The following is a 23,519-nucleotide window of genomic DNA, read 5'->3' as shown; positions in this document are numbered from 1 at the left end:
TCTCGATTAGTGCGCAAAAGCTTATCCTTTTCCAAGTCACTGGAGAATCACATTAGTGCGATTTGGTACTTCATCCATCACTACAATGCATCATTACCTGTGTAGCACTACCATGAACTTTACTCTTCTATCATTACATCTTGAGCACTACCAGTAATTCTACAGCAGGCTAATCTAAAGGGTGTGAGGCTACAGGGGGTAGTAGGACTCGAAGAAACCAAACATTTATCATGCGTTGATAACATTCATGGATAGCAGTGGAAGCGGTGCCTCTTTTTCACCCGTTAACCCCAAGTCTGGCAAAGAACTATCCTTTCCAGGGAAGTGGTGCTCGATAAGGGTTTTCATGCATATCTAACACTTCCCAAGTTCGAGGATTTACCTGCCCTGTTACTGGAACTTTGTACCGCTGCTGTAAATCTCTCACCGCAGATTCCGTAATGGGACCAAACACTCCATCCACCACTGCACCACTCGGATTTCTTAATCTGACTCCTGCGGCTCCTAAAAAGCCATTGTCTGAGAGAACTTGCTGCAACAGTTGAACGCTTCTGCCGCGATCGCCACGTCGCAGGGTAGGTAATGTGAGATCAGTATATGCGGTGGCGATCAAAACTTGATGCCTGGGTTGTGAAGATACAGGTGCGATCTGCGTTTTGTCTAGAGGCAAGGCTGCATTAAGGCAGCAGGGTTGCGCGATCGCTTTACCAGACAGTGAAACTCCCAGCAGTTCTGCTGCTAAGGCTGTTGGCAACAATACTTTGGATAGCACAAAAGTGATTTGAGGAATTGAGTTTTGAATTGTGATAGATCTCATGATGCATTGCCTAATTTACACATTCAAAGGAGATGATTAATAGGGCTGTATCGGTGCGATCGCGTTAGTTTGCGATCGCCTTCGGTGCTGGGCTCTACACAATCACGGAAGCAGCTTGCTGTGAAACACGACCTGCGGCTTTAATTAAATCGGCGGCTTTTTCGCCAATCATGATGGTGGGCGCGTTCGTATTGCCTGTGGTAATTGTTGGCATGATCGAGGCATCCACAACCCGCAACCCCTCAACCCCATGGACTCGGAGTTCAGGGTCTACCACCGCCATGGGGTCAGTGCCCATTTTGCAAGTGCCGACCGGATGCCACACGGTACTGCAAGTTTCGCGGACGTAAGCAACGAGGGCTGCATCACTTTGCTTCTCGGCACCCGGAGCAATTTCCTGACCACGAAACTCATCCAAAGCACTGGCACCAAACAAGTTACGAAGTAATTTAATCCCAACCACGAGTTTTTGCACATCCGCTTCACTTTGGAGAAAGTTCATCCTCAACATCGGGGCATCTTTGGGGTCGGAGGAGCGCAAACTGACACTGCCAATGTTTTGGGGATGAGTCAAACAAACAAAACTAGTGAATCCTAAACCAGAGTGGGGATAACCAGGCGGTGCTAACACAACGGGGCCGAAGAGAAACTGTAAATCTGGCGCAGCATCGAGATTCCCCTCAGTATGCAAAAACAAGCCCGCTTCAGCGACACTACTGGTGTTTGCTGGGTGTAAATCCTGAGTTGCTTCATGTGCCACGGCCACAACAGGGTGGTCTTGGAGGTTTTGACCCACACCCGGTAAATTAGCCACTATGGGAATTCCCATTGCTTGCAGGTGTTCTGCATCGCCAATGCCGGAAAGCATGAGCAACTTGGGCGAATCGAATGCGCCAGCACTTAGAATCACTTCGTGGTTAACCCTAACTTGGTGCAGCGTGCCTTCGTGCAGATATTCGACCCCAATGGTGCGAGTACCCTCGAACAACAAGCGAGTGACGAACGCTCCTGTCGTTACCGTCAGATTGGCACGCTGGAGAATGGGCACGAGGAATGCAGCAGCGGCACTGTGCCGTTTACCATCCTTGATGGTCAATTGATAGAGTCCTGCCCCCTCTTGCTGCATTCCATTAGGATCGGAATTGTGGTCATATCCTACTGCTACTGCTGCGTCTACAAAGCGTTGGGATACCACAGCAGGCGCAATCGGATCGGTCACACTCAACTCTCCATCAATCCCGTGGAATTCGGATGCGCCTCGCTGCTGGCGCTCCGATTTCTTGAAGTATGGCAGGACATCTTGGTAACTCCAACTGGGATTCCCCAATGACTGCCAGTGGTCATAATCGTGAGGATTGCCTCGCAGATAAATCATGATATTAATCGAACTGCTGCCGCCCAAAACTTTCCCACGAGGACAAAAGATTTTGCGGTCATTCAGGTAGGGTTCGGGTTCAGAGAAATACGCCCAGTCCACCTCAGAGCCTTGTAGACTCAGGCATTGTGCTGGGATGTGAATTTCTGATTTTATATCTGGGTTACCCGCTTCAAGTAACAACACGGTTGTGTCACTGTCTTCGGTGAGGCGGTTGGCGACTACACAGCCTGCTGAACCTGCACCAATCACAATGTAGTCATACTGGGTCATGACATCTTCCTCGGTTATTTGTAATGGCTTTATGTTTCACAAGCAGGCTTATGTTTTAAATATTTCTCAAACCAGCTCAAGGCAGTTGTGCTGGCAATCTCAAAGCCTTCTCCTTGGAATCCGTCAAAGTGTCCACCTTTCAGAACTGTGAAAGACTTGGGCTCGATCGCGTCTGCATAGACGGCGGCGGCCAACTGGGGAGAGGCTAGGAAGTCTTGCTCGCCCACAATCAGACATAGCGGAGTGGGAAAGATGGCCTCAGGATGAGGAATAGCTTCGTAGTAGAGACAATGTTCAATCGATTCAAAGGTGAGCCGATTCTCCCATCTACCTTCGCTAGCATCCTTAGCCAATTCAATCCAAGTAAAGGCATCCGGTGTTGCCAGAAAGGAAGGTTGACCGGGTGGGGCAACTAAGGGGAAGTAGCTCACCTCTCCGGTTTGATACCGGTTGATCCGATCTTCTGCAAGCAACTTTGTGAGTTCGTGGAGTGCAAGGGGGGAGACCAAACGGCGGGAGTTAAGAAACGCATTCACTGTCGGCATTTGGGCCACGATCGCTTTCACGCGCCGATCGAATGCCGCTACATGCAGGACGTGACCACCGCTATAGGAGAAGCCCCAAAGACCGATACGTTCAGGGTCAACTTCGCTTTGAAGCTGAGTCCAGGTAATAGCATTGCGGTAGTCTTCATGCTGCTCGGTCGGGAGCATTTGACCCCGAGGCTCTCCCTCGCTGGCACCCAGGTATCGATAATCGAACAGCGTGACGGCGAACCCCGCTTTAGCGAAACGCTCAGCAAACTGCGGCAGGCCCATCTCTTTGGTCAAACCAATGCCGTGAGCCATGACAATCGCCGGACAGCGATCGCCAGGTGCGACATTCTCAGGCGTGTAAAAAGTGACAGAACACTTTAACCCTTTACTCTCAAAACTAGTGCTTCTTTCCATAGCTGCTTATCCTCTGATTCATCTATTATTAAAGCGATCGCCCAGCCACCTTGTCACTGATTAGGCAGGGGTGAGTTGCAGTCCTGTTATCATTGCTGAGGAGGCGGAGGAATAATCTCGATGCCGTACTTAGGTGCAGTAGTGAGGATCTTATCCAAGTCTTCAGCATTCAAAGGTGGGGCCGCTGTAATTTGACCATTCACCGCTTTTCCCACTTCGGCAATAAATTTCTCAAAGCCAGCGGGTGTCACCCAAACCAACATCTTGGCAGGGACAGAGGTTGTATTGGTAAATTGATGCAGCTGGCCTTTGGGTGAATGGAGAAAGGTTCCAGCCGTTGCCATCAAGGTGCGATCGTCAAGCTGGAATTCAATCTCTCCGTCTTGCACATAGAACGATTCATTTTCTCGGCTGTGCCGATGGGGAGGTGTACCACCTTGAGGTGCAACGATGACCTCACAAAGCGCATAGGCTTCCCCCGTCTCTTCACCAATGGCTTTGAAGGTATAGAGGTCTTGACCAAAGTAGTAAGAACGACCTTGATCCGATTGAACAAAAAGCCCGTTTTGGTTGATTGTCATTGTCGTCTCCCAGTAGATCATCTCCCAGTAGACAAGTTGTTACTAACTGGCTCTTGGAAGATTCCAGCGCTGACTGCTCTCTTTTTTCCCTCTCAGGTCACTTCTACAACCGTTTGTATGGCCTTAATCTAAGGGACTAATCCAACTCTGTCGTCCATTCAGAGTCCATACTTGCAGCCACAAAACGATCAATCATAAAGCAACCTGAGGTATCAGCTTCATATCCAACTTAAGTTCAGGTTGACAGCTAACTTAAGCTAAGATGACAGGCTTAAAGACTGGCAATCCTTCGCTTTAATGCAAATCCATTAAGGCTACATCGGTTTCACTTGGCGGGACAGCGCGATCGCCTCAACCCCTTTTTAGCCTGACCAATCACAGCCATATCCGTATCTTCATTGATGACGGCGGTATGAATTTTGCCTCTAAGCTTGAGATAGATCTGAACTTAAGTTGGATGCCAACCCCATACTTCAGATTGCCCAATGACTGATCGTTGTGTGGCTGCAAGTATGAACTTGGAATGGACGACAGATCTGAGGGAGTTCCCTAAATTAGGGTGATGCAAATTAAGACAATTCAAAGACAGCTTGATGCAACCTCTGCTGCAGAAGACTATCTATGTTTTGTGTTTCAGCAGTTCCCTCAACCTCCAATTCAACCTATCAACAAGCATTAGGAAGCGGCTATTCAGTGGAGTATGCTAATCATCAAAATTCAAAAGTTTTTGCTGTTGCTACTGGCATTCAGTGTTTCAATAATTGTGCTGATACGTGCAGAAGTAGCTACTTCTAAGGAATTAACCCAAAGCTCCAACTCCAAACCCGCGATCGTTCTCGTTCACGGTACCTTCGCTGATGTCACATCCTGGCAACACATCATTCCGTTGCTAGAACAAGATGGCTACACTGTGACGGCTGTGCAGAATACGCTCACCTCTCTCCCAGAAGATATTGCCACCACTAAGCGAGTGATTGATGCTCAGAAGGGTGCTGTCGTGGTGGTTGGACATTCTTATGGGGGAAGCGTGATTACGAGCGCGGCAGCTACCAACCCACAAGTCAAGGCATTGGTTTATATCGCTGGTTTTGCCCCCGAAGCAGGCGAAAAAATTAGTGAGTTGAATGGTAGGTATGCAGCCCCCCCACTCAGCACCGCAATTGTGCCTGATACCGCAGGCTTTCTCTTCATTGATCGAGCCAAGCTACATGAGTTCTTTGCTCAGGATGTTTCCTTAGCTGAGGCCCGAGTGATGGCAGCGACCCAAAAGCCAGTCGCTAGTATCGCTTTCAATCAAGCAGTGGATCGCGCTGCCTGGAAAACAATTCCCTCCTGGTATCTCGTGACTCAAGAAGACCGGGCGATCAACCCTGAACTTGAGCGCTTTATGGCAAAACGCATCGGTGCCAAAACTAGCGAGATCAAGTCCAGTCATGTGCCCTTTGTCTCTCATCCCAAAGAGGTTGCTAAATTTATCGAGGCGGCTGCAACTGCTGCGATGAAAGCATCCTAGCTTAGTTGAAATACTGTTTTGTGGCCAAGAAGAGTAGCCTCTTGGCACAGGTGAATGATTCCACAGACTTACTCACAGAAAGGAGACTTTAAAGTGTCTTACGTCACCGTTGGCAAAGAGAATTCTAGCCCCATCGATATCTACTACGAAGACCACGGCGCAGGTCAGCCTGTGGTTCTCATTCACGGTTTTCCGCTGAACGGACATTCCTGGGAAAAGCAAGTAGGGGTTTTGCTGGCAGCAGGCTACCGAGTCATCACCTACGATCGCCGGGGTTTTGGCAACTCCAGCCAACCTTCCTTCGGCTATGACTACGACACCTTCGCCGCCGATTTGAACACACTCATCACAGAACTAGACCTGCGTGATGTTCTGCTGGTCGGCTTCTCCATGGGGACGGGCGAAGTGACGCGCTATCTCGGCAAGTACGGCTCAGAACGGGTGAGTAAAGCCGTGCTCATGGCTCCGGTGCCCCCCTTCTTGTTGAAGACCGACGATAACCCAGAAGGAGTGGACCAAAGCGTCTTCGATGGCATTATGAAAAGTATTGTCGCAGACCGTCCTGCCTATCTCTCTCTCTTTCTCCACAATTTCTTTAACGTCGATGTATTTCTTGGCGATCGCATCAGCAATGAGGCCATCCAGATGAGCTGGAATGTGGCAGCAGGAGCTTCTGCAAAAGGAACCTTAGACTGTGTACCATCCTGGTTGACCGACTTCCGAGATGACTTGCCCCACATTGATGTGCCAACCCTGATCATTCATGGTGAGGCTGACCGCATCCTTCCGATCGCTTCCACTGGTAAGAGGTTGCCGCAGCTCATTAAAGATAGTCGTCTAGTGGTGATCCCTGATGGTCCTCACGCTATCAACTGGACTCATGCAGAACAGATCAACCCCGCACTGCTAGACTTTCTCAAAGAGGGATAATCATGTTAGTGAGTCAAGTGTTGCGAACGAGTTACAACTTTGGTTCCTGGCAGAACATTTAATGGATACTCCATTGGTCTGAAGCAATCGCTCACTGAGGTTGCATTTCATGTTTGAACCCCAAGCAATTGGTACAGATGCAAAAACTCAGCAGGTCACTGCCATCATTTCTCATACGGTTCGCCCTGGGCGCGAGCAGGGGTATGAAGAGTGGTTGCACGGTATCGCTGCGGTTGCCCAAAAGTTTAGAGGACACTTGGGAGTCAATGTAATTCGACCGTGGAATCATGCTCACCCGGAATATGTTGCCATCCTTAAATTCGATCAGTACAGTAACCTCAAAACTTGGCTAGAATCTGATATCCGGCAAGAATGGCTGGCGCGATTGCAGCCACTGATTGAAAAGCCTGAAGCGGTTCAAACCCTAACTGGACTGGAAACCTGGTTTACACTCCCAAACAGAGTGGAGATGCCGCCCCCTCGCTACAAAATGGTGTTAGTGACGTGGCTAGGAGTATTTTTCACGCTTCCTATCTCGAACCATTTGCTGGCACCACTACTGTCTGATTTGCCTATATTGTTCCAGCAACTGATCAGTACAGGCTTCAGTGTTGCCTTGCTCACTTATCTCATCATGCCACATCTAACTCAACTATTTTGCAAATGGCTGTATCCCCTTCCATGAAACGATATGGAGTTGTCAGAAAAGGCTATTTATTCTTCCCCAATTATTCTTCTCCAAACAAACTTCCTACTCATTCACATAGTAAAAACCTATGCCGTGTCAACATCTCAATGAAATGACTCTGGAAAACTTAATTCCGAAAGCCAACTACCCCATGTTCCGGTGTGAGGAGTGCATGCGGACTAACGATCGCTGGGTACATCTGCGAATCTGCCAGACCTGCGGCAAGATGCTATGCTGCGATTCCTCCAAAAATCAGCATGCACGTCGTCATTATGAGGAGAGCGGACATGCTGTGATTAGTTCAGCGGAATTAGGAGAACAATGGCTGTGGTGTTTTACCGATGAGGAGGGAAAGAACTACTGAGCCATCAATTAATCAAGTCAGTGAGCGTTTGGCTTTGCCCCCGAACGGAATCGCGTTTGAAATAGCTCTCTATCTAGAAATGCTGAATATGTATACGTTAATGCAGCATCAAATCGATAAATGGTATACAAAATTCCTAACTGTGGCCGTTGAATAACAGGAGATTGAGTGATGGCAAAACCTGTAATTCTCACCGTGGATGATGATCCAGATGTGCTGCAAACAGTGTCACGGGATTTACGGCATCAGTATGGCGATCGCTTCCGGATTGTGCGAGCGGATTCTGGGCAAGCAGCATTGGATGCCTTACAACAGCTCAAGCTACGCAATGAGTTTGTGGCACTCTTCTTGGTAGACCAACGCATGCCGCAAATGAGCGGAGTTGAGTTTCTAGAGCAAGCTCTGGATATGTACCCAAACTCCAAGCGGGCCTTGCTCACGGCCTATGCTGATACAGATGCTGCCATTCGAGCCATCAACAACATCCAAATCGACTATTACCTACTCAAGCCTTGGGACCCTCCTGAAGAGCGGTTATATCCAGTTTTAGATGATTTGCTGGATGACTGGTTTGCGTCTTTTCGGCCTCCCTTCGAAGGCATTCGGGTGGTTGGCAACCGCTGGTCTCCTCTATCTCATCAAGTCAAAGACTTTCTGGCCCGCAACCAAGTGCCTTACCAGTGGTTAGATATTGAACTAGAAGGTGAAGCTACGCAGCTAGTGGAATACGCTGAAGCTGATGGCAAGCAACAATTGCCATTGGTTTTGTTCCCTGATGGTTCCCGGTTAATCCAACCCTCAAATCTGGCGATCGCAGAAAAAATTGGTTTACAAACCCAAGCAGAACGCCCCTTCTACGACCTAGCTATCATTGGTGGCGGACCAGCAGGGTTAGCCGCTGCGGTTTACGGAGCCTCAGAAGGACTCAGCACCGTCATGATTGAGCGCCAAGCCCCAGGCGGGCAAGCGGGTTCTAGCTCGCGCATTGAGAATTATTTAGGATTTCCGGTAGGCTTAAGTGGGGTAGACTTGGCCCGGCGAGCGGTAGCCCAAGCCCGGCGATTTGGGGTAGAAATTCTCACTCCTCAAGAAGTAACAGCAGTCCAAATCACTAATCCCTACCGAATTCTGCATTTGGCCGACGGCAGCGAAATTAGTTGTCACGCGCTGTTAGTAGCAACCGGAGTTGCCTATCGCAAGTTGGATGTGCCAGGCATGGACCAACTGTGTGGAGCGGGCGTCTATTACGGAGCAGCGATGACCGAAGCGATCGCTTGCCAGGGTGAAACCGTTTATATCGTGGGCGGTGCCAACTCTGCGGGACAAGCCGCGATGCACTTCTCTAAATATGCCCTCGAAGTCGTGATGTTGGTGCGATCGCCCTTAACCAAGAGTATGTCGCAGTACTTAATTGACCAGATAGAAGCGACAGATAACATCAAAGTTTGTGTCGGTTGTGCGGTTGAAGAAGTCAAAGGCGACAAAAACCTAGAGGCGATTGTCATCAAAAACATCCACACAGGCGAGAGTGAAACCGTCGAAGCTGCCTCTTTGTTTATCTTTATCGGGGCAATGCCCAAAACCGACTGGCTAGATGGCGTAGTGGAGCGAGATGAGCGAGGATTTATCTTGACTGGGCCTGACTTAATCCGCGATGGCAAGCCTCCCAAAGGGTGGAATCAGGATCGATCGCCTTTTCTTTTAGAAACCAGTGTTCCCGGCATTTTTGCCGCCGGAGATGCGCGATATAACTCCGTGAAGCGGGTGGCATCGGGTGTGGGTGAAGGATCGATCGCGGTGCAATTTATCCATCGTTATCTAAGTAAGGTATGACATGGTGAATCGCAAGTTGTGCATCGAAGACCTGCTCAAACTGGAGGCGTTTCAACATCTGTCCCAAACCCGATTAGAGTGGGTGTGCGATCGCACTCAAACTGTGATGGTGCAGGCTGGAGAGACACTAATTCAAGAGCGAGATCCGCATCGGGGCTTATTTATCCTGGTTCAGGGTCAAATGCTGATTACCCGTCGCAGTGAGGGGACAGAGATCCCGCTAGGGAGACATCAAGCACCCGCGTTCTTTGGAGAAGTTCAAGTCCTGACAGATGAGCCTGCTCCAGTGACCCTGCGAGCCATCACAGATTGCCATCTTCACGAAATTGAAGCCAGTGACTTTCTGACGCTCTTGCACGAATGCCGCACGTTCGAGCGGATGGTGTTCCGTATTGTGGAACAACGGTTGCGTGGGTTAGAGTCCTTTATCCGGGGACGGGAGAAAATGGCAGCCCTGGGCACGCTAGCCGCAGGTTTAGCTCATGAACTTAACAATCCCGCCGCAGCATTGGTGCGGGCATTGCGAGAGATGCCCCCAGCCATTCTAGAACTCCAGCGCATGAACTTGGTTTATGGTAAACGCCAAGTGGATGACGCACATACGAAACAGTGGCTACAGGCGCGGGATACGGGATATGACTTGATTCTGAACAATCGCGTAGATGCTGTAACTCTGAGCGATCGCACCGAAATCTTAGAAAATTGGCTAGAAGACTATGGAGTTAGCCAAGCTTGGAAACTGGCAGAACCCCTAGCAGAGGGAGGCGTTGAGACTGAAACCTTAGACCAACTGATGGTGCGTTGGCGAGATGACCCCACTGAATTACGCGAGATTGGGTTGCAATGGCTATCACTTTCGTTTGAGGTGATATCCATGATCAAACATGGTCTGCGGGGAGCAGAGCGAATTTCAGAACTGGTGCAAGCGATGAAGTCCTATTCCTACTTGGATCAAGGCACTCGACAAGAAGTAGATGTGCATCAAGGATTGGAGGATACCTTGCGATTGTTTGCTCATAAACTCAAGCAGGGAGTCCAAGTTAAACGGTGTTATGATAAGCAGCTGCCCAAGTTACTGGTTTATGGCAGCGAACTCAATCAGGTATGGACAAACTTAATTGATAACGCCATTGATGCTATGAATGGCAAAGGAGTGCTGACCATTACCACGCAACGTAAGGAGCATTCTGTCCGCGTTGACATCATGGATTCTGGCGATGGCATTCCGCCTGAAACTCAGTCACGCATCTTTGAGCCATTTTTCACGACCAAACCTGTGGGCAAAGGCTCTGGGCTGGGCTTGGAAGCCGTACGACGCATTGTGGAAAATCGGCACCAGGGCACAATTTTGGTTGAATCGCAGCCAGGCAACACTTGTTTTAGCATTTGCTTACCTCTTGTGTAAGCTGGGGCAACCATCCTAATGATTCAGCATATTATTCGGCAGGGGTGCGATCGCTCGGTTCCCCCTTGCCAGAAATTCCTGATCAAGCGTGACGCGAACCATTATGTGAGGCTGCTGAGCTACACTTAAGCTACAGGACAGGCACGGCTAGAGGGTATTAAGTAAAAGCTATTATAATTTTTGCTTTGTACCTATCATGAATGACTCCACTGCCCACTCACTTTTAAGCAGGCTCTAAACTAGGATACATGCAGAAGCTCTTGCATCCCCTGTTTAGAGGTTTATCGAATGTGCCGCTCAGAGTAGCGCTCATTGTTCCTTTTGTTCTGCAAATTACCGCGGCGGTTGGGTTAACGGCATATTTTTCCTTAAGAGATGGTCAGAGAGCAGTCAATGAAGTTGCGGCTGAGCTGAGAAACGAAGTTACAAATCGCGTCCATCAGCATCTTGCTAACTATCTAGAAACTCCGCAATTGGTCACTGCGATCAACGCCGGTGCGTTTCGCTTAGGGGAATTGAATCTGCAAGACGGCAAGCGTTTGGAGCAGCATTTCTGGCAACAAATGCAGTTGTTTCAGTCTTTAAGCCCGATCGCCTTTGGCAGTGAGCAGGGAGAGATTCATGCTGTGGACCGCTTGCAGGACGGAACCCTCGTCATTCGTGTGATCGATGCCTCCACTGCTGGCAAGTACCACACCTACACAATTAATCAGCAAGGTAATCGCCAGCAATTGATCCGACTGGATACCACCTTCGACCCTCGGATTCGTCCCTGGTATCGCGAGGCGGTGCAAGCAAATAAACCAACTTGGACAGCAGTCTATCCCTATTTCTCTTCTAGAGGGCTAGCCGTCAGTGCCACTCGACCTATTTATGACGGAGCGGGGACTTTAATTGGTGCGACCAATGCCACGGTTTCACTCTCACAACTGGATGACTTTTTGCACCGGCTGAAGGTGGGCCGCTCTGGACAAACCTTTATCATCGAGCGCTCAGGCAACCTCGTGGCTAGTTCAACGGCTGAGCTACCTTTTAGCCTGAATCTAGAGGGAGTGGCAGACCCACAACGACGGCTAAGTGCGATCGCCAGCCGGAATCAAATGACTCGCCTGACCGCGCAACAATTACAACAATACTTTGGTAGTTTTAGCTCTATTCGGCAGAGCCAACAACTCGATTTTGTCGTGGAGGGTCAGCGGCAGTTTGTGCAAGTCATGCCCTTTACCGACCGTTATGGGTTGGATTGGTTGATTGTAGTGGTGGTGCCAGAAGCAGATTTTATGGAGCACATCGAAGCAAGCCGACGCACTACGGTTTTGCTGTGCCTAGGGGCGTTGCTGGTGGCGATCGTTCTAGGCGTGCTCACGTCTCACCGCATTACTGACCCAATTCTCCGCTTGTGCTCGGCCTCCCAATCCCTAGCCAATGGGAACTTTAACCAAACTGTTAGCCTCGGAGGGGTGAATGAATTTAGAGTTTTAGCTCAAGCTCATAACCAGATGGCGGCGCAATTGCGGGGCTCTTTTGCAGCTCTAGAAGCAGTGAAGGATGAGTTAGAGCTGCGCGTGACACAGCGCACAGCCGAATTACAAGAACGTACCTTGCAACTGGGACAAGCCCTCGATTTAGAAGCACTGCTGAAAAGAGTTACAGATAAGGTGCGGGACAGTTTGGATGAAGCCCAGATTCTAGAAACTGTGGTACAGGAATTAAACCAGGCGCTAATCGCAGAGTGCTGTAATGCCGCCCTATATGATCTAGAGAAAAACGTCATTACAATCCACTACGAGGCGGTGAAGCCTGGTTGGCCTTCTAGTCAGAGCGGTGCATTGCCTCTAGAGACTGTCTCAGATGTACACCAAGCGTTGCTGGAGGGGCAGATCCTACAGTTCTGTCGCTTAGCACCCAAGTTTAGTAGACCTCAAGCGGCGATTTTGGCTTGCCCAATCTTTGATGATCAGGGAGTCTTAGGAGACCTATGGATCTTCCGCCTGCCCGACTGCGTGTTCGATGACCTAGAGGTCCGCTTAGTGCAACAAGCAGCCAATCAGTGCGCGATCGCCATTCGTCAAGCTCGCTTATATCAAGCAGCCCAAGCCCAAGTCGAAGTTTTGCAACATCTGCATCAACTCAAAGATGACTTCCTGAGTACCGTATCCCACGAACTGCGTACGCCAATTTCTAACATGAAGCTGGCAGTTCACATGCTCAAGCTCTCTCCCTCCTCAGAGCGACAGCAGCAATACCTAGAAATTCTACAAGCTGAGTGCGCCAGAGAAGCGAACCTAATCAATGACTTGCTAGACTTACAGCGACTTGAAGCAGATCGCTATCCTATATCCCTTGAGACAATTGTGCTTCAAGACTGGCTGACCAGCATCGTCCAACCATTTTCGACCCGAATGCAAGAGCGGGGTCAACAATTCACAGTTGATCTACCACCTCATGTTCTGCCGATTCAGTCAGACCGCAATAGCTTAGCTCGATTACTAGCTGAGTTGCTCAATAATGCCTGTAAATACACGCCACCTCAAGGCGAGATTCAACTGAGAGTTGAGCAGCAGATCGACCCCGCGCTCCCTGATCAACCTGCGGCGCTTAGAACTCAGTTTGAAGTGAGTAATCAAGCGGAAATTCCGCCTGCTGCATTGCCTCATATTTTTGAGAAGTTTTACCGAGTGCCTCACGCCGACCCGTGGCGGCAAGGTGGAACTGGTCTAGGACTAGCCTTGGTACAGAAGTTAGTGGCGCAAATAGGTGGAGAGCTACGAGTAGACAGTGGCCAAGGTTGGACAACCTTTGAGGTGTTACTGGAAGGTCACGAAAATTCCAATTTTAGTCAACTCCGCTAATGACTTAGTTCCAGTAAGTAACCAGCCAAATCAGTAGTGAAGCTGCAAATCCTGAGCCTCTAGAAGCGCATCCTCTAGGATGAGAAGTAGGGGACTACAAATCAATAACTGTTGACCACAGGCCTATGCAACCGGATGCATCTAGGGACGAAACGAATTGGTTAGCCGCTCATGCTACTTTCTCTGGTGGTGGAGAAATAGGTGCGCTCATGCGGACGATTGACTGGGCTAAAACGCCGGTCGGATCGGCAGAGACTTGGCCCCAAAGCCTAAAGATTGCTGTTCGTATCCTGCTGCAATGTCAGTTGCCAATGTACATTGCTTGGGGACAGGAATTTACTCAGTTTTATAACGACGCCTATCGTCCGATTTTAGGTGATAAGCATCCAGCAGCTTTAGGAATTAGTGCCCAAGAAACTTGGCCAGAGATTTGGAGCACCATTGGGCCCATGTGGGCAGAGGTATGGCAAGGCAAGTCCTTTGGCTTTGATAATTTTAAGCTCACGATCGATCGCTTTGGCTATCCAGAGGATTGCTACTTCAATTTCTCTTATAGCCCTGTTCCAGATGACGCTGGTAACGTCGCAGGTATCCTCGTCACATTTACAGAAACAACCGAAAAAGTACTGCTTGAAAAACGGTTGCAAGCCAATGCCAACCAACTATCGCGTATCTTTAAACATGCGCCTGTAGGGATTGCTGTCCTACAAGGCTCAGATTTTGTCTTTGAGTTTGCTAACGAGCGCTACCTGGAACTGGTTGGTCACAGACTAGTGGTGGGTAAGTCAGTGCAGGCGGCGCTGCCTGAGTTGGCGGGTCAGGGTATTTATGAGTTACTCGACGTTGTTTACACAACGGGGCAACCCTACATAGGCAGAATCCAGGTAATGCTGAATCGTGGTCAGCCACAGACGATTGAGGAGTGCTTCTTTGAGGTCGTTTACCAACCTCTCCCCGATGAGTATGACAAGACCGACAGCATCGTTGTAGTTGCCTTTGAAGTGACTGAGATTTCCAATGCCCAGCGTGAAGCTGAGTTAGCCAACCGAGCTAAAGATGAATTCTTGGCTATGCTGGGGCATGAACTCCGCAATCCGCTCGCGCCAATCCTGACTGCGCTGAACCTGATGCGACTGCGCGGCATCTCAGAAGTAGACAAAGAACGGACAGTGATTGAGCGTCAAGTGCATCACCTAGTAGGTCTGGTCGATGATTTACTGGATGTATCGCGTCTCGCTCGGGGCAAGCTGACGCTCCAGCAGGAACCCTTAGAACTAGCAGCGATCGTTGCAGAAGCGGTGGAGCAGTGCAGCCCTTTATTGGAACAACGCCGTCACAACCTCACAACTGGGGTGCCTAGCACAGGTCTCATGATTGAAGCTGATCCGAGACGTTTGGCACAGGTGATTGCGAACTTGCTGAATAATGCGGCTAAATATACCGAGCCAGAAGGTGAGATTAGCATCTTAGCAGAGCGAGTAGACAGCGAAGTTTGGTTGCGTGTCAGCGATACGGGGAACGGCATTGCGCCTGAACTCTTACCCAAAGTATTTGACCTGTTCTACCAGGAGCAGCAGTCTATTGAGCGATCGCAGGGAGGTTTAGGGCTTGGACTGGCAATTGTCAAAAACCTAGTCACCCTACATGGAGGACGAGTATCAGCGGCGAGTACAGGCAAAGGCCAAGGTAGCGAATTCTCGGTGTGGTTGCCATTAGCGCCTCAGTTGGCTCAAAGTGAGAAAACTCTAGCTGACATCCCTGCGCCGACGGGTCAGCAGCCACTTCGTATCCTCATCGTTGATGACAATATGGATGCGGCTGAAGTCTTGGCGATCTCGCTAAATCTCTGTGGACATATCACGGAAGTTGCCTACGACGGTCTCCAAGGGCTGGAGATCGCTCAGTCTTTTCTGCCAGACATCGCGGTGCTGGATATTGGGCTGCCGGGGATGGATGGTTATGAGCTGGCTCGTCGTCTCCGTCACGTACCAGCCTTGAGCCAGATCCGACTCTTAGCTCTGAGCGGGTATGGTCAGCCAGAAGACCGCGATCGCTCCCGTCAAGCAGGTTTCGCGGTGCATTTAGTCAAGCCCGTCGATTTAACTGAGCTAAGCGCGGCTTTGTCTGCAAACTAACCTTGAGCGCCCTGGAGTCCGGGCAGGCTGTGGCCACAGAAAGTGTTTGAGTGTATCTGGCCAAACCCTCATAGTTCTCTCCCCTAGTAGGTGCAAGTTCACTAAAACGGATCTAAGCTCAAAGTCTAGGCGAGACAAGTCAGACATTTAGCTAACAGGTAACTCCATGAGTATCCATGTCGAAAGAAGCATTCGGATTGACCGCTCTCCTCAAGAGCTGTATCAGTTCTGGCGCAACTTTGAGAACTTGCCACGGTTCATGAATCATCTAGAGTCAGTGAAAGTGTTGGATAAACAGCGTTCTCATTGGATTACCAAAGCTCCCTTAGGCAACCACATTGAATGGGATGCTGAGATCACGCAGGATCAAGAAAATGAGCTAATTTGCTGGCGATCGCTGCCTGGTAGTAATGTGCCTAACGAAGGTTGTGTCAGCTTTCGCAGCTCGGAGTATGAAGCGGGCACAGAAGTCAAGGTAACAATGGATTACAGCCCCTTTGGTGGCATGGCGGGAGCAGTCATTGCTACGTTTTTGGGTGAAGCCCCAGACGGGCAACTGTACGAAGATTTGTGGCGGCTCAAGCAGGAGATCGAAGGAGGAAACACTGCTCTTTAATTTCGCAAATTTGACATTGAGCTAGCTACAAAGCTATTTTCCAAACTAGTCCGCATTGAATCAAGCCCTAATGACATCCATCTCTATGGCGATCGCTCCCCTCAGTTGGCCCGAGCTAGAAGCTCTCACCGATTTTCAAGTCGATACGGTCAATGGGCCTACCAATGCTCAGGCTCGTTTGCGCCTGTTCGGGCACAGCGAGTCCGAGGTGCGCGTCACGCTATACCGCGACAATCACGCTTGGTGCCCTTACTGCCAGAAAATTTGGCTATGGCTAGAGGAAAAGCAGATTCCTTACCGCATTGAAAAAGTAACCATGTTCTGCTACGGAGAAAAGGAGAGCTGGTACAAACGCAAGGTGCCATCGGGCATGCTACCCGCGATCGAACTAGATGGCCGTCTGATCACCGAAAGTGATGACATTTTGATCGCCTTAGAGCAGGTATTTAGTCCCCTCGGTCTTAGCATGAAAGACCCAACCGTAATGCCGCTGCGGCAGTTGGAACGGCTGCTCTTTAGAGCTTGGTGTACTTGGCTTTGCTACCCAACCGGATCAGCTCGGCAAGAGCAGCGCAACCGGGAGCAATTTACAGGCGTAGTAGACAAGGTCGAGTTTGCCCTAGGCAGCACCCCTGGCCCTTACTTCTTAGAGGAGTTCGGCACTGCTGATGTGATCTTTACTCCCTATGTCGAGCGGATGAATGCCAGTCTTTATTACTACAAAGGCTACTCCCTGCGAGAAGCAAACCCTCGTTTAGGCAACTGGTTTGTCGCAATGGAAAGCCGACCAACCTATTGTGGCACTCAAAGCGATTTTCATACTCATGTGCATGATTTGCCGCCTCAAATGGGGGGCTGCTGGGAAAACGGTGAGCCTCAGATGCTGCGGAACAAAGCCCAGGTCGATCAAGGCCCTTGGTTTGGGCTACCTGATGTGGCTTACCCAGAACCTGAGACTTCACGCGCTGAAGCCCTGCACCGAGTAATCAAGCACCGCGCCAATATTATTCGGGTCAATCCCGCTGATGACAAACTATTTGATGAAGCTTTGCGGTGTGCCCTCACCTATATGATGACCAACCAAACCTGTTTGCCACCCTCAGGGTCTGATCTGGCGCTGCGATATTTGCGCGATCGCATTAACGCGCCCCGCGATATGTCTATCTACGCGGCTAAGCAACTGAGGACAGCCTTAGAAACAACTGCTGCGTTGGTGGGCGATCGCCAGAGCCCTCCCCTTCCGGTCAAACATCGACGGGATCAAGATCCCGCTAACTTTGCCAGGAATTGAGACTGTCGATTTAGTTGTTGATTTAGGAATGGCTTTGTCGCAGTTCAATCCTTATCCTTAAGAAAAAAGCCTCCCAGTGGGAGGCTTTTTTCTTAGTTAGGAAACATCAAACGCTTACTGGAAGCAGCAAGCTACGTTTAGCCCTATGAAGCAGCCTGACGCTCTTTGGTTTCCTTAATCACTTCCTCAGCGATGTTGTTTGGGCAAGGCGCATAGTGAGAGAACGACATCGAGAACTGACCACGGCCTGAGGTCATCGTTCGGAGGTCACCAATGTAGCCAAACATCTCGCTCAAGGGCACATCTGCCTTGATCCGAGCCCCAGTCGGGCCTGTCTCTTGAGATTTCATCATGCCCCGACGACGGTTGAGGTCGCCAATGACATCGCCCATGTAGTTGTCTGGAGTGAAGACATCTACGTTCATGATGGGTTCTAGCAGTTGAGGGCTCGCCTTAGGCATCGATTGGCGATAAGCTGCTTTAGCCGCGATCTCAAACGCCATTGCTGACGAGTCAACCGGGTGGAAACCACCTTCTAGGAGCGTGAACTTCAAGTCTAGGCAAGGGAACCCCGCCAATACGCCTTTATCAATACAGCTTTCAAAGCCTTTCTGCACTGCTGGCCAGTATTCTCTAGGTACACTGCCCCCTGTCACCTTGGACTCGAATACAAAACCAGTACCTGCTTCACCAGGCTCGATGACGTAGCCAATCTTGGCAAATTGACCCGAACCACCCGACTGCTTCTTGTGGGTGTAATCATCTTCCAGGCGCTTGGTGATCGACTCGCGGTAAGCAACTTGAGGTTTGCCAACCTCTACTTCCACCCCGTGAGTCCGCTTGAGGATGTCAACCTTAATGTCTAGGTGTAGCTCACCCATCCCCTTCAGGATCGTTTCGCCACTCTCCTCATCCGTCATCATGTGGAAGGATGGGTCTTCTTGCACCATCTTGGTCAAGGCAGCGACCATTTTCTCCTCACCACCTTTGGTTTTGGGTCTAACCGAGATCGAGATCACGGGTTCTGGGAAAACCATTGGTTCCAATGTCGCTGGATTCTTGGGATCGCAGAGGGTATGCCCCGTCTGGACATTCTTCATGCCGACGATCGCGACAATGTCACCTGCTTGAGCCGATTCGATCTCTTCGCGGGAATTGGCGTGCATCTCCACCAGACGGCTGATCCGCTCGGTCTTACCAGTAGCTGTGTTGAGGACTGTGTCACCCTTGGATAGTTTACCGGAGTAAATCCGGGTAAAGGTGAGCGCTCCAAAGCGATCGTCCATAATCTTGAACGCCAAAGCTCGCAGTGGCTTCTCGGAGTCAACATAGGCGAAGGTGCCCATCTCGTTGCCTTCGAGGTCCATTTCTGGTTGAGGCTTGACTTCCGTAGGGTTGGGTAGGTAGTCCACTACCGCATCTAGCACCAACTGTACCCCTTTGTTTTTGAACGAGGAGCCGCAGTAAGTAGGGAAGAAAGCTAGGTCGATGGTGCCCTTACGGATACACCGCTTAATTTCGTCGATGGTCAGCTCTTCGCCTTCCAGGTATTTCTCCATCAATTCGTCGTCTTGCTCGACCGCAGTTTCAATCAACTGCTCACGATAGGTCTCGACCTGATCGGCCATGTCGGCAGGAACATCTTTGATCTGGTAGTTCATGGGATCGCCAGAGTTATCCCAGATCCAAGCTTTACGGGTTAGCAGATCAACGACGCCACTAAACTGCTCCTCCACGCCGATGGGCAACACCATGACCAACGGCTTAGCACCTAGGACTTGTTCAACTTGCTTGACGACACGGTAAAAATCAGCTCCGGTGCGATCGAGCTTGTTAACGTAGATCACACGAGAAACTTTGGAGTCGTTTGCATAACGCCAGTTGGTTTCAGATTGGGGTTCCACACCACCAGAACCACAGAAAACACCGACACCACCATCGAGCACTTTAAGGGAGCGATAAACTTCAATGGTGAAGTCTACGTGACCTGGGGTGTCAATGATATTGAGTTGGTGGTCGTTCCAGAAACAGCTCGTAGCAGCAGACTGAATCGTGATGCCACGCTCTTGCTCCTGTTCCATGAAGTCTGTCGTCGCCGCACCTTCATGGACCTCACCAATCTTGTGGATCTTACCGGTCAGTTTCAGGATTCTTTCAGTTGTGGTCGTTTTACCTGCATCAACGTGAGCGAAGATGCCGATATTGCGATAACGAGTGAGGTCTTTCATAGTTGCTCTTTAGATTAAATGCGACAAAACGTTGACGACCATCTGCAAGCGATACTCAGAGGGAATCGGTGTTGCTTTCGTAGCTAGTACAGGCTGAATTTCAACCACTTGGAATATTAGGGAACCCTTTTCCACACTTACGGCAACGTTGCCAATTGTAAAGTGTTGTGATGTAGGAGCGGTACTAAAATTCCCTAAAAATTAGGTCTTAAGCGCTCTCACGACTTAAGATCAAGAATTTTCCTCGACTCACCCTACTCTGATAGCTAATTCAGTGGCATTTCCCAGGTGTGGCTCTGGCTGAGGAACTAACGCAGACCCTTAACCAGTCCGGAGCTGTTTGCGATCGCGGCTTCTCGCGGAGGTGTGCTTCTTACCCTGGGTGGAAGCAGCTTGAGCCTGGGTTTTTGCCCCAGTGCCACGACCTTGACCGGATCGCTTACGGCTAGATGGGTCTGCTTTCGACTGGGCTGAGGCGGTGGGCTCATATCCTGGAATGATGTCTCTACTAAAGGTGCGATTGAGCAAGCGCTCAATATTTTTCAACAGGGGGTATTCATCGCCACAGACCAAGGAAACCGCTCGGCCCTCATTGCCTGCTCGACCTGTACGGCCAATGCGATGTACGTAGTCTTCTGGCACATCTGGTAGCTCAAAGTTGACGACGTGAGGCAGCTGATCAATATCTAGACCCCGTGAGGCGACATCGGTAGCAACCAAGACCCGCACTTTTCCCTGCTTAAAATCACTTAAGGCACGGGTGCGAGCGGCTTGAGTTTTGTTGCCGTGAATCGCGGTGCTTTTTAGTCCGTCTCTCGCCAACTGTTCAGCTAGGCGGTTGGCTCCATGCTTGGTACGGGTAAAGACCAACACCTGTTGCCAGTTGTGGAACCCAATCATATAAGAAAGGAGTTCTTGTTTGCGATTGCGATCGACTAGATGCACCACCTGCTCTACTTGCTCAGCAGCAGTATTGCGGGGAGCAACTTCGATCAAGCTAGGAGAGTCAAGCAGGGTATTAGCCAACTGCTGAATCGCCTTAGAAAAAGTGGCGGAAAACATTAGGGTCTGCCGTGCTTGAGGCAGTTTCGCCAGAATCTTGCGGATGTCGTGGATAAAACCCATATCCAGCATGCGATCGCACTCATCTAGGACTAAGATCTCGACCTGAGAAAGGTCTAGAGTCTTTTGCCCCAAGTGATCCAGCAACCGACCGGGGGTAGCCACCAGAATGTCCACGCCCCGACGCAGGGTTTGAATTTGTGGTTCAATGCCGACGCCGCCATAAATAACGGTGGCTCGCAAAGATAGGTACTTGCCATAGGTTTTGACGCTATCACCCACCTGAGCCGCTAATTCACGAGTCGGTGTGAGAATAAGGGCACGAGGTGAGCGATCGCCCTTACCAGCGGTTTTGGTACTAAGGCGTTGCAGAAGCGGCAGAGTAAAGCCAGCGGTCTTGCCCGTCCCAGTTTGAGCACTAGCAAGAATGTCTTGCCCTTTCAAAATGGCAGGAATTGCTGCCTGCTGAATCGGAGTAGGTTCGGTGTAGCCCTGCTCAGCAACAGCACGAAGCAAGTCGGTCGAAAGACCGAGGTGTTGAAATGTCATGGATGCGATCGCTCCTAGTGGTGCCCCTATCCCAAATTCAGTACCTGGGACCAGTCTAAGAGCAGGAAACTTATGATTCAGTTGGAGAGCTTGGATGAGCAAGTTCCAATGCGCCAGCAACAGACCGGAATGTACTGGCAGAAATTCATCTTAACAGGAATTCAGGCAAAGTGGGGCCCATGAAGCAAGAGACTAGGGAAAGATCCAGTTTTAGTTTCATCCCATCAGGCGTAGTGGTTAGCCTGGAGAATTGCTCAGACTGGTAAGGAGACTCAATCTGGCTAGGAGCAACTTTTCATGTCCGGTGCTAAATGGTGGGGAAATCTGGCGATCGCCACCTTCTCTATGTGGAGCATTAACTCATCCGTCGCTTGGAGCTTTTCTGATACTTCAACTCACTGGGGGCGGGCTTGCATTGAGCAACTGTCGCAACGCAAATTAGTCAACGGTTACCCAAATGGTACCTTTAGGCCCAACCAAACCGTGACTCGGGCTGAGTTTGCCGTCTTGATGCTGAATGCTTTTCCCAACCTGCCGCGATCGCAGAGGGCTCCCACCTTTCGGGATGTGCCAACTACCTACTGGGCTTACCGAGCGATTCAGGATGCGGCTGCCCGCCAACTTTTTTCTGGTTATCCAGATGGCACCTTTAAACCGACTCAAGCGATTCCGCGAGTCCAGGCGATCGCGATTGCTACCAATGCCTTGAATCATCCAGCTCCCGATCAACCTGATGCAGTCTTACGGCAATATTTTGACGATGCCGCTCAAGTACCTACTTATGCCAAACGGGCGATCGCCGCAGGGACACTGAACCGTTTAGTCGTGAATTACCCGCAGGTCAAACAACTTCGACCCAACCAAGCGGCTACTAGGGGGGAAGTGGCAGTACTCCTTTGCCAAGCTTTAGCTTCTAGCCAAGCAGAACTCGGTCGAACGGTTCCTAGTCAGTACATTGCTGCGAACCAGAGCGGGTTTGCTATTCCTCCTACAGCAGGTGGGTTTGGGCAGTTTTCTCAAGGGCTGACAGTTGCCCAGAAAGATGGACGCTACGGCTATATCGATACGACTGGCAAAACCGCGATCGCTCCCCGCTTTAATGTGGCTTTGCCGTTTTCGGAAGGGTTTGCGGCTGTGGGAGTTGTCCCCGATGCCGAGGGAACTCGCTGGGGCTATATCGATCGCCAAGGGCAATGGTTGGTGGAGCCGCAGTTCGCTAGCGCCAAACCTTTCTCCGCTGGACTGGCAGCCGTTAGAGTAGGCAACAAGGTTGGCTTTATTGACCGCACTGGCAAATTTGTGATTTCCCCTCAGTTTGACGACGCTCTTCCCTTTTCCGAAGGATTGGCCGCTGCACAACTCAATCAGCAATGGGGTTTCATCAACCCTCAGGGGCAGTGGGTGATTCCCGTCCAACCTTATGGCTCAGTTGCTCCATTTTCCGAAGGATTAGCTCAGGTTGAGCGCAACAATCGGATTGGCTTTATTGATAAAACCGGAACGGTGGTCATTCCACTCCAATTTGCGGGTGCTCAGTCGTTCGCAGGCGGATTGGCAGCAGTACAAACCCCTGAGAGCCGCTGGGGCTACATTGACAAAAGCGGCAAGCTAGTGATTCCACCCCAGTTCTATCGGGCACAATCCTTTGCTGAAGGGTTAGCGGGCGTATTAATTGCCGATAAATGGGGTTTCATTAATGCCCAAGGCGCGATCGCGATTCCGGCGCAGTTCTATGCTCCCCAAGCTCAAGCGGGCAATGGCACCTCCGTCTTGGCCGAAGATGTAGCCGTAGTATCTCCCTTCTCCGGTGGGCTGGCAATGGCACGACTAGGAAACAAAGCAGGCTTTATCGATAGAAGCGGCAAGTTTGCGATCGCGCCTCAATTTGCAGATGCCAATCCCTTCTCAGAAGGTTTGGCCCGCGTGAATCTGGGTGGACGTTGGATCACTCAAACTCCTGGCCCGGAAGGCCCATACTTAACGCAGCTTGAAGGGGGGGAGTGGGGCTATATTCGCGCTCCGGGTCGTTAGTTTATTAGTTGGTTATGAGGCAAGAG

General features: G+C 50.4%; 17 protein-coding genes and 1 pseudogene. 12 read left to right on the top strand and 6 right to left on the bottom strand.

Going from position 1 to position 23,519, the window contains the following annotated elements:
* Positions 1-105 (top strand): annotated as a pseudogene (locus tag NDA01_RS23150) (IS1 family transposase); the annotation flags it as partial.
* Positions 106-307: 202 nt separating this feature from the next.
* On the opposite strand, the gene NDA01_RS23145 reads toward NDA01_RS23150, so the two are convergent.
* The 4 genes from NDA01_RS23145 to NDA01_RS23130 all read right to left on the bottom strand — a co-directional run bounded on the left by NDA01_RS23145 (position 308) and on the right by NDA01_RS23130 (position 3,996).
* Positions 308-817: a peptidoglycan-binding domain-containing protein gene (locus tag NDA01_RS23145; RefSeq protein ID WP_348229827.1), complete on the bottom strand. Its 510-nt coding sequence runs from the start codon at positions 815-817 to the stop codon at positions 308-310.
* Positions 818-911: 94 nt separating this feature from the next.
* Positions 912-2,465 carry a GMC family oxidoreductase gene (locus NDA01_RS23140; RefSeq protein WP_348229826.1) on the bottom strand — a complete coding sequence of 518 codons (1,554 nt, stop codon included), beginning with the start codon at positions 2,463-2,465 and terminating at the stop codon, positions 912-914.
* Positions 2,466-2,494: 29 nt separating this feature from the next.
* Positions 2,495-3,415 carry an alpha/beta hydrolase gene (locus tag NDA01_RS23135; protein ID WP_348229825.1) on the bottom strand — a complete coding sequence of 307 codons (921 nt, stop codon included), beginning with the start codon at positions 3,413-3,415 and terminating at the stop codon, positions 2,495-2,497.
* An 89-nt stretch (positions 3,416-3,504) separates the two neighbouring features.
* Positions 3,505-3,996: a cupin domain-containing protein gene (locus NDA01_RS23130; protein WP_348229824.1), complete on the bottom strand. Its 492-nt coding sequence runs from the start codon at positions 3,994-3,996 to the stop codon at positions 3,505-3,507.
* A gap of 763 nt (positions 3,997-4,759) precedes the next feature.
* On the opposite strand from NDA01_RS23130, the gene NDA01_RS23125 reads away from it, so the two are divergent.
* The 10 genes from NDA01_RS23125 (at position 4,760) to NDA01_RS23080 (ending at position 17,623) form a co-directional block, all read left to right on the top strand.
* Positions 4,760-5,509 (top strand): alpha/beta fold hydrolase, encoded by a 750-nt coding sequence (locus NDA01_RS23125; protein ID WP_348229823.1) that lies wholly within the window; start codon positions 4,760-4,762, stop codon positions 5,507-5,509.
* Between the two features lie 93 nt (positions 5,510-5,602).
* A complete protein-coding gene (locus NDA01_RS23120) occupies positions 5,603-6,439 on the top strand; it encodes an alpha/beta fold hydrolase (RefSeq protein WP_348229822.1) in 837 nt (278 codons plus the stop codon).
* Between the two features lie 109 nt (positions 6,440-6,548).
* The gene (locus NDA01_RS23115; RefSeq protein ID WP_348229821.1) at positions 6,549-7,124 is read left to right on the top strand and encodes a putative antibiotic biosynthesis monooxygenase; all 576 of its coding nucleotides are present in this window, start codon (positions 6,549-6,551) and stop codon (positions 7,122-7,124) included.
* A 91-nt stretch (positions 7,125-7,215) separates the two neighbouring features.
* The gene (locus NDA01_RS23110; RefSeq protein WP_190552394.1) at positions 7,216-7,491 is read left to right on the top strand and encodes a UBP-type zinc finger domain-containing protein; all 276 of its coding nucleotides are present in this window, start codon (positions 7,216-7,218) and stop codon (positions 7,489-7,491) included.
* Positions 7,492-7,662: 171 nt separating this feature from the next.
* Positions 7,663-9,324 (top strand): FAD-dependent oxidoreductase, encoded by a 1,662-nt coding sequence (locus NDA01_RS23105; protein WP_348229820.1) that lies wholly within the window; start codon positions 7,663-7,665, stop codon positions 9,322-9,324.
* Position 9,325: 1 nt separating this feature from the next.
* Positions 9,326-10,729: a sensor histidine kinase gene (locus NDA01_RS23100; protein WP_348229819.1), complete on the top strand. Its 1,404-nt coding sequence runs from the start codon at positions 9,326-9,328 to the stop codon at positions 10,727-10,729.
* A gap of 248 nt (positions 10,730-10,977) precedes the next feature.
* Entirely contained in the window at positions 10,978-13,581 is a 2,604-nt protein-coding gene (locus NDA01_RS23095; RefSeq protein WP_348229818.1) for a sensor histidine kinase, read from the top strand.
* Between the two features lie 125 nt (positions 13,582-13,706).
* Positions 13,707-15,716, top strand: coding sequence for an ATP-binding protein (locus tag NDA01_RS23090; protein WP_348229817.1), 2,010 nt, complete (start codon positions 13,707-13,709; stop codon positions 15,714-15,716).
* 166 nt (positions 15,717-15,882) lie between these two features.
* The gene (locus NDA01_RS23085) at positions 15,883-16,332 is read left to right on the top strand and encodes an SRPBCC family protein (protein WP_348229816.1); all 450 of its coding nucleotides are present in this window, start codon (positions 15,883-15,885) and stop codon (positions 16,330-16,332) included.
* Between the two features lie 70 nt (positions 16,333-16,402).
* A complete protein-coding gene (locus tag NDA01_RS23080; RefSeq protein WP_431193500.1) occupies positions 16,403-17,623 on the top strand; it encodes a glutathione S-transferase family protein in 1,221 nt (406 codons plus the stop codon).
* A 143-nt stretch (positions 17,624-17,766) separates the two neighbouring features.
* Here NDA01_RS23080 and fusA read toward each other — a convergent pair whose 3' ends face one another.
* Positions 17,767-19,851 (bottom strand): elongation factor G, encoded by a 2,085-nt coding sequence (fusA, locus tag NDA01_RS23075; RefSeq protein ID WP_190552398.1) that lies wholly within the window; start codon positions 19,849-19,851, stop codon positions 17,767-17,769.
* A gap of 321 nt (positions 19,852-20,172) precedes the next feature.
* Positions 20,173-21,462, bottom strand: a complete 1,290-nt coding sequence (locus NDA01_RS23070; RefSeq protein ID WP_348229815.1) for a DEAD/DEAH box helicase — start codon at positions 21,460-21,462, stop codon at positions 20,173-20,175.
* Positions 21,463-21,759: 297 nt separating this feature from the next.
* Between NDA01_RS23070 and NDA01_RS23065 the strand changes: the two genes are divergently transcribed.
* A complete protein-coding gene (locus tag NDA01_RS23065; RefSeq protein WP_348229814.1) occupies positions 21,760-23,493 on the top strand; it encodes a WG repeat-containing protein in 1,734 nt (577 codons plus the stop codon).
* Positions 23,494-23,519 lie beyond the last annotated feature (26 nt).

Source organism: Trichocoleus desertorum AS-A10, assembly GCF_039962155.1.
Classification (GTDB): Bacteria; Cyanobacteriota; Cyanobacteriia; order FACHB-46; family FACHB-46; genus Trichocoleus.
The sequence above is the reverse complement of the archived record's forward strand: the minus strand, read 5'-3'. Positions and strand labels throughout refer to the sequence as shown.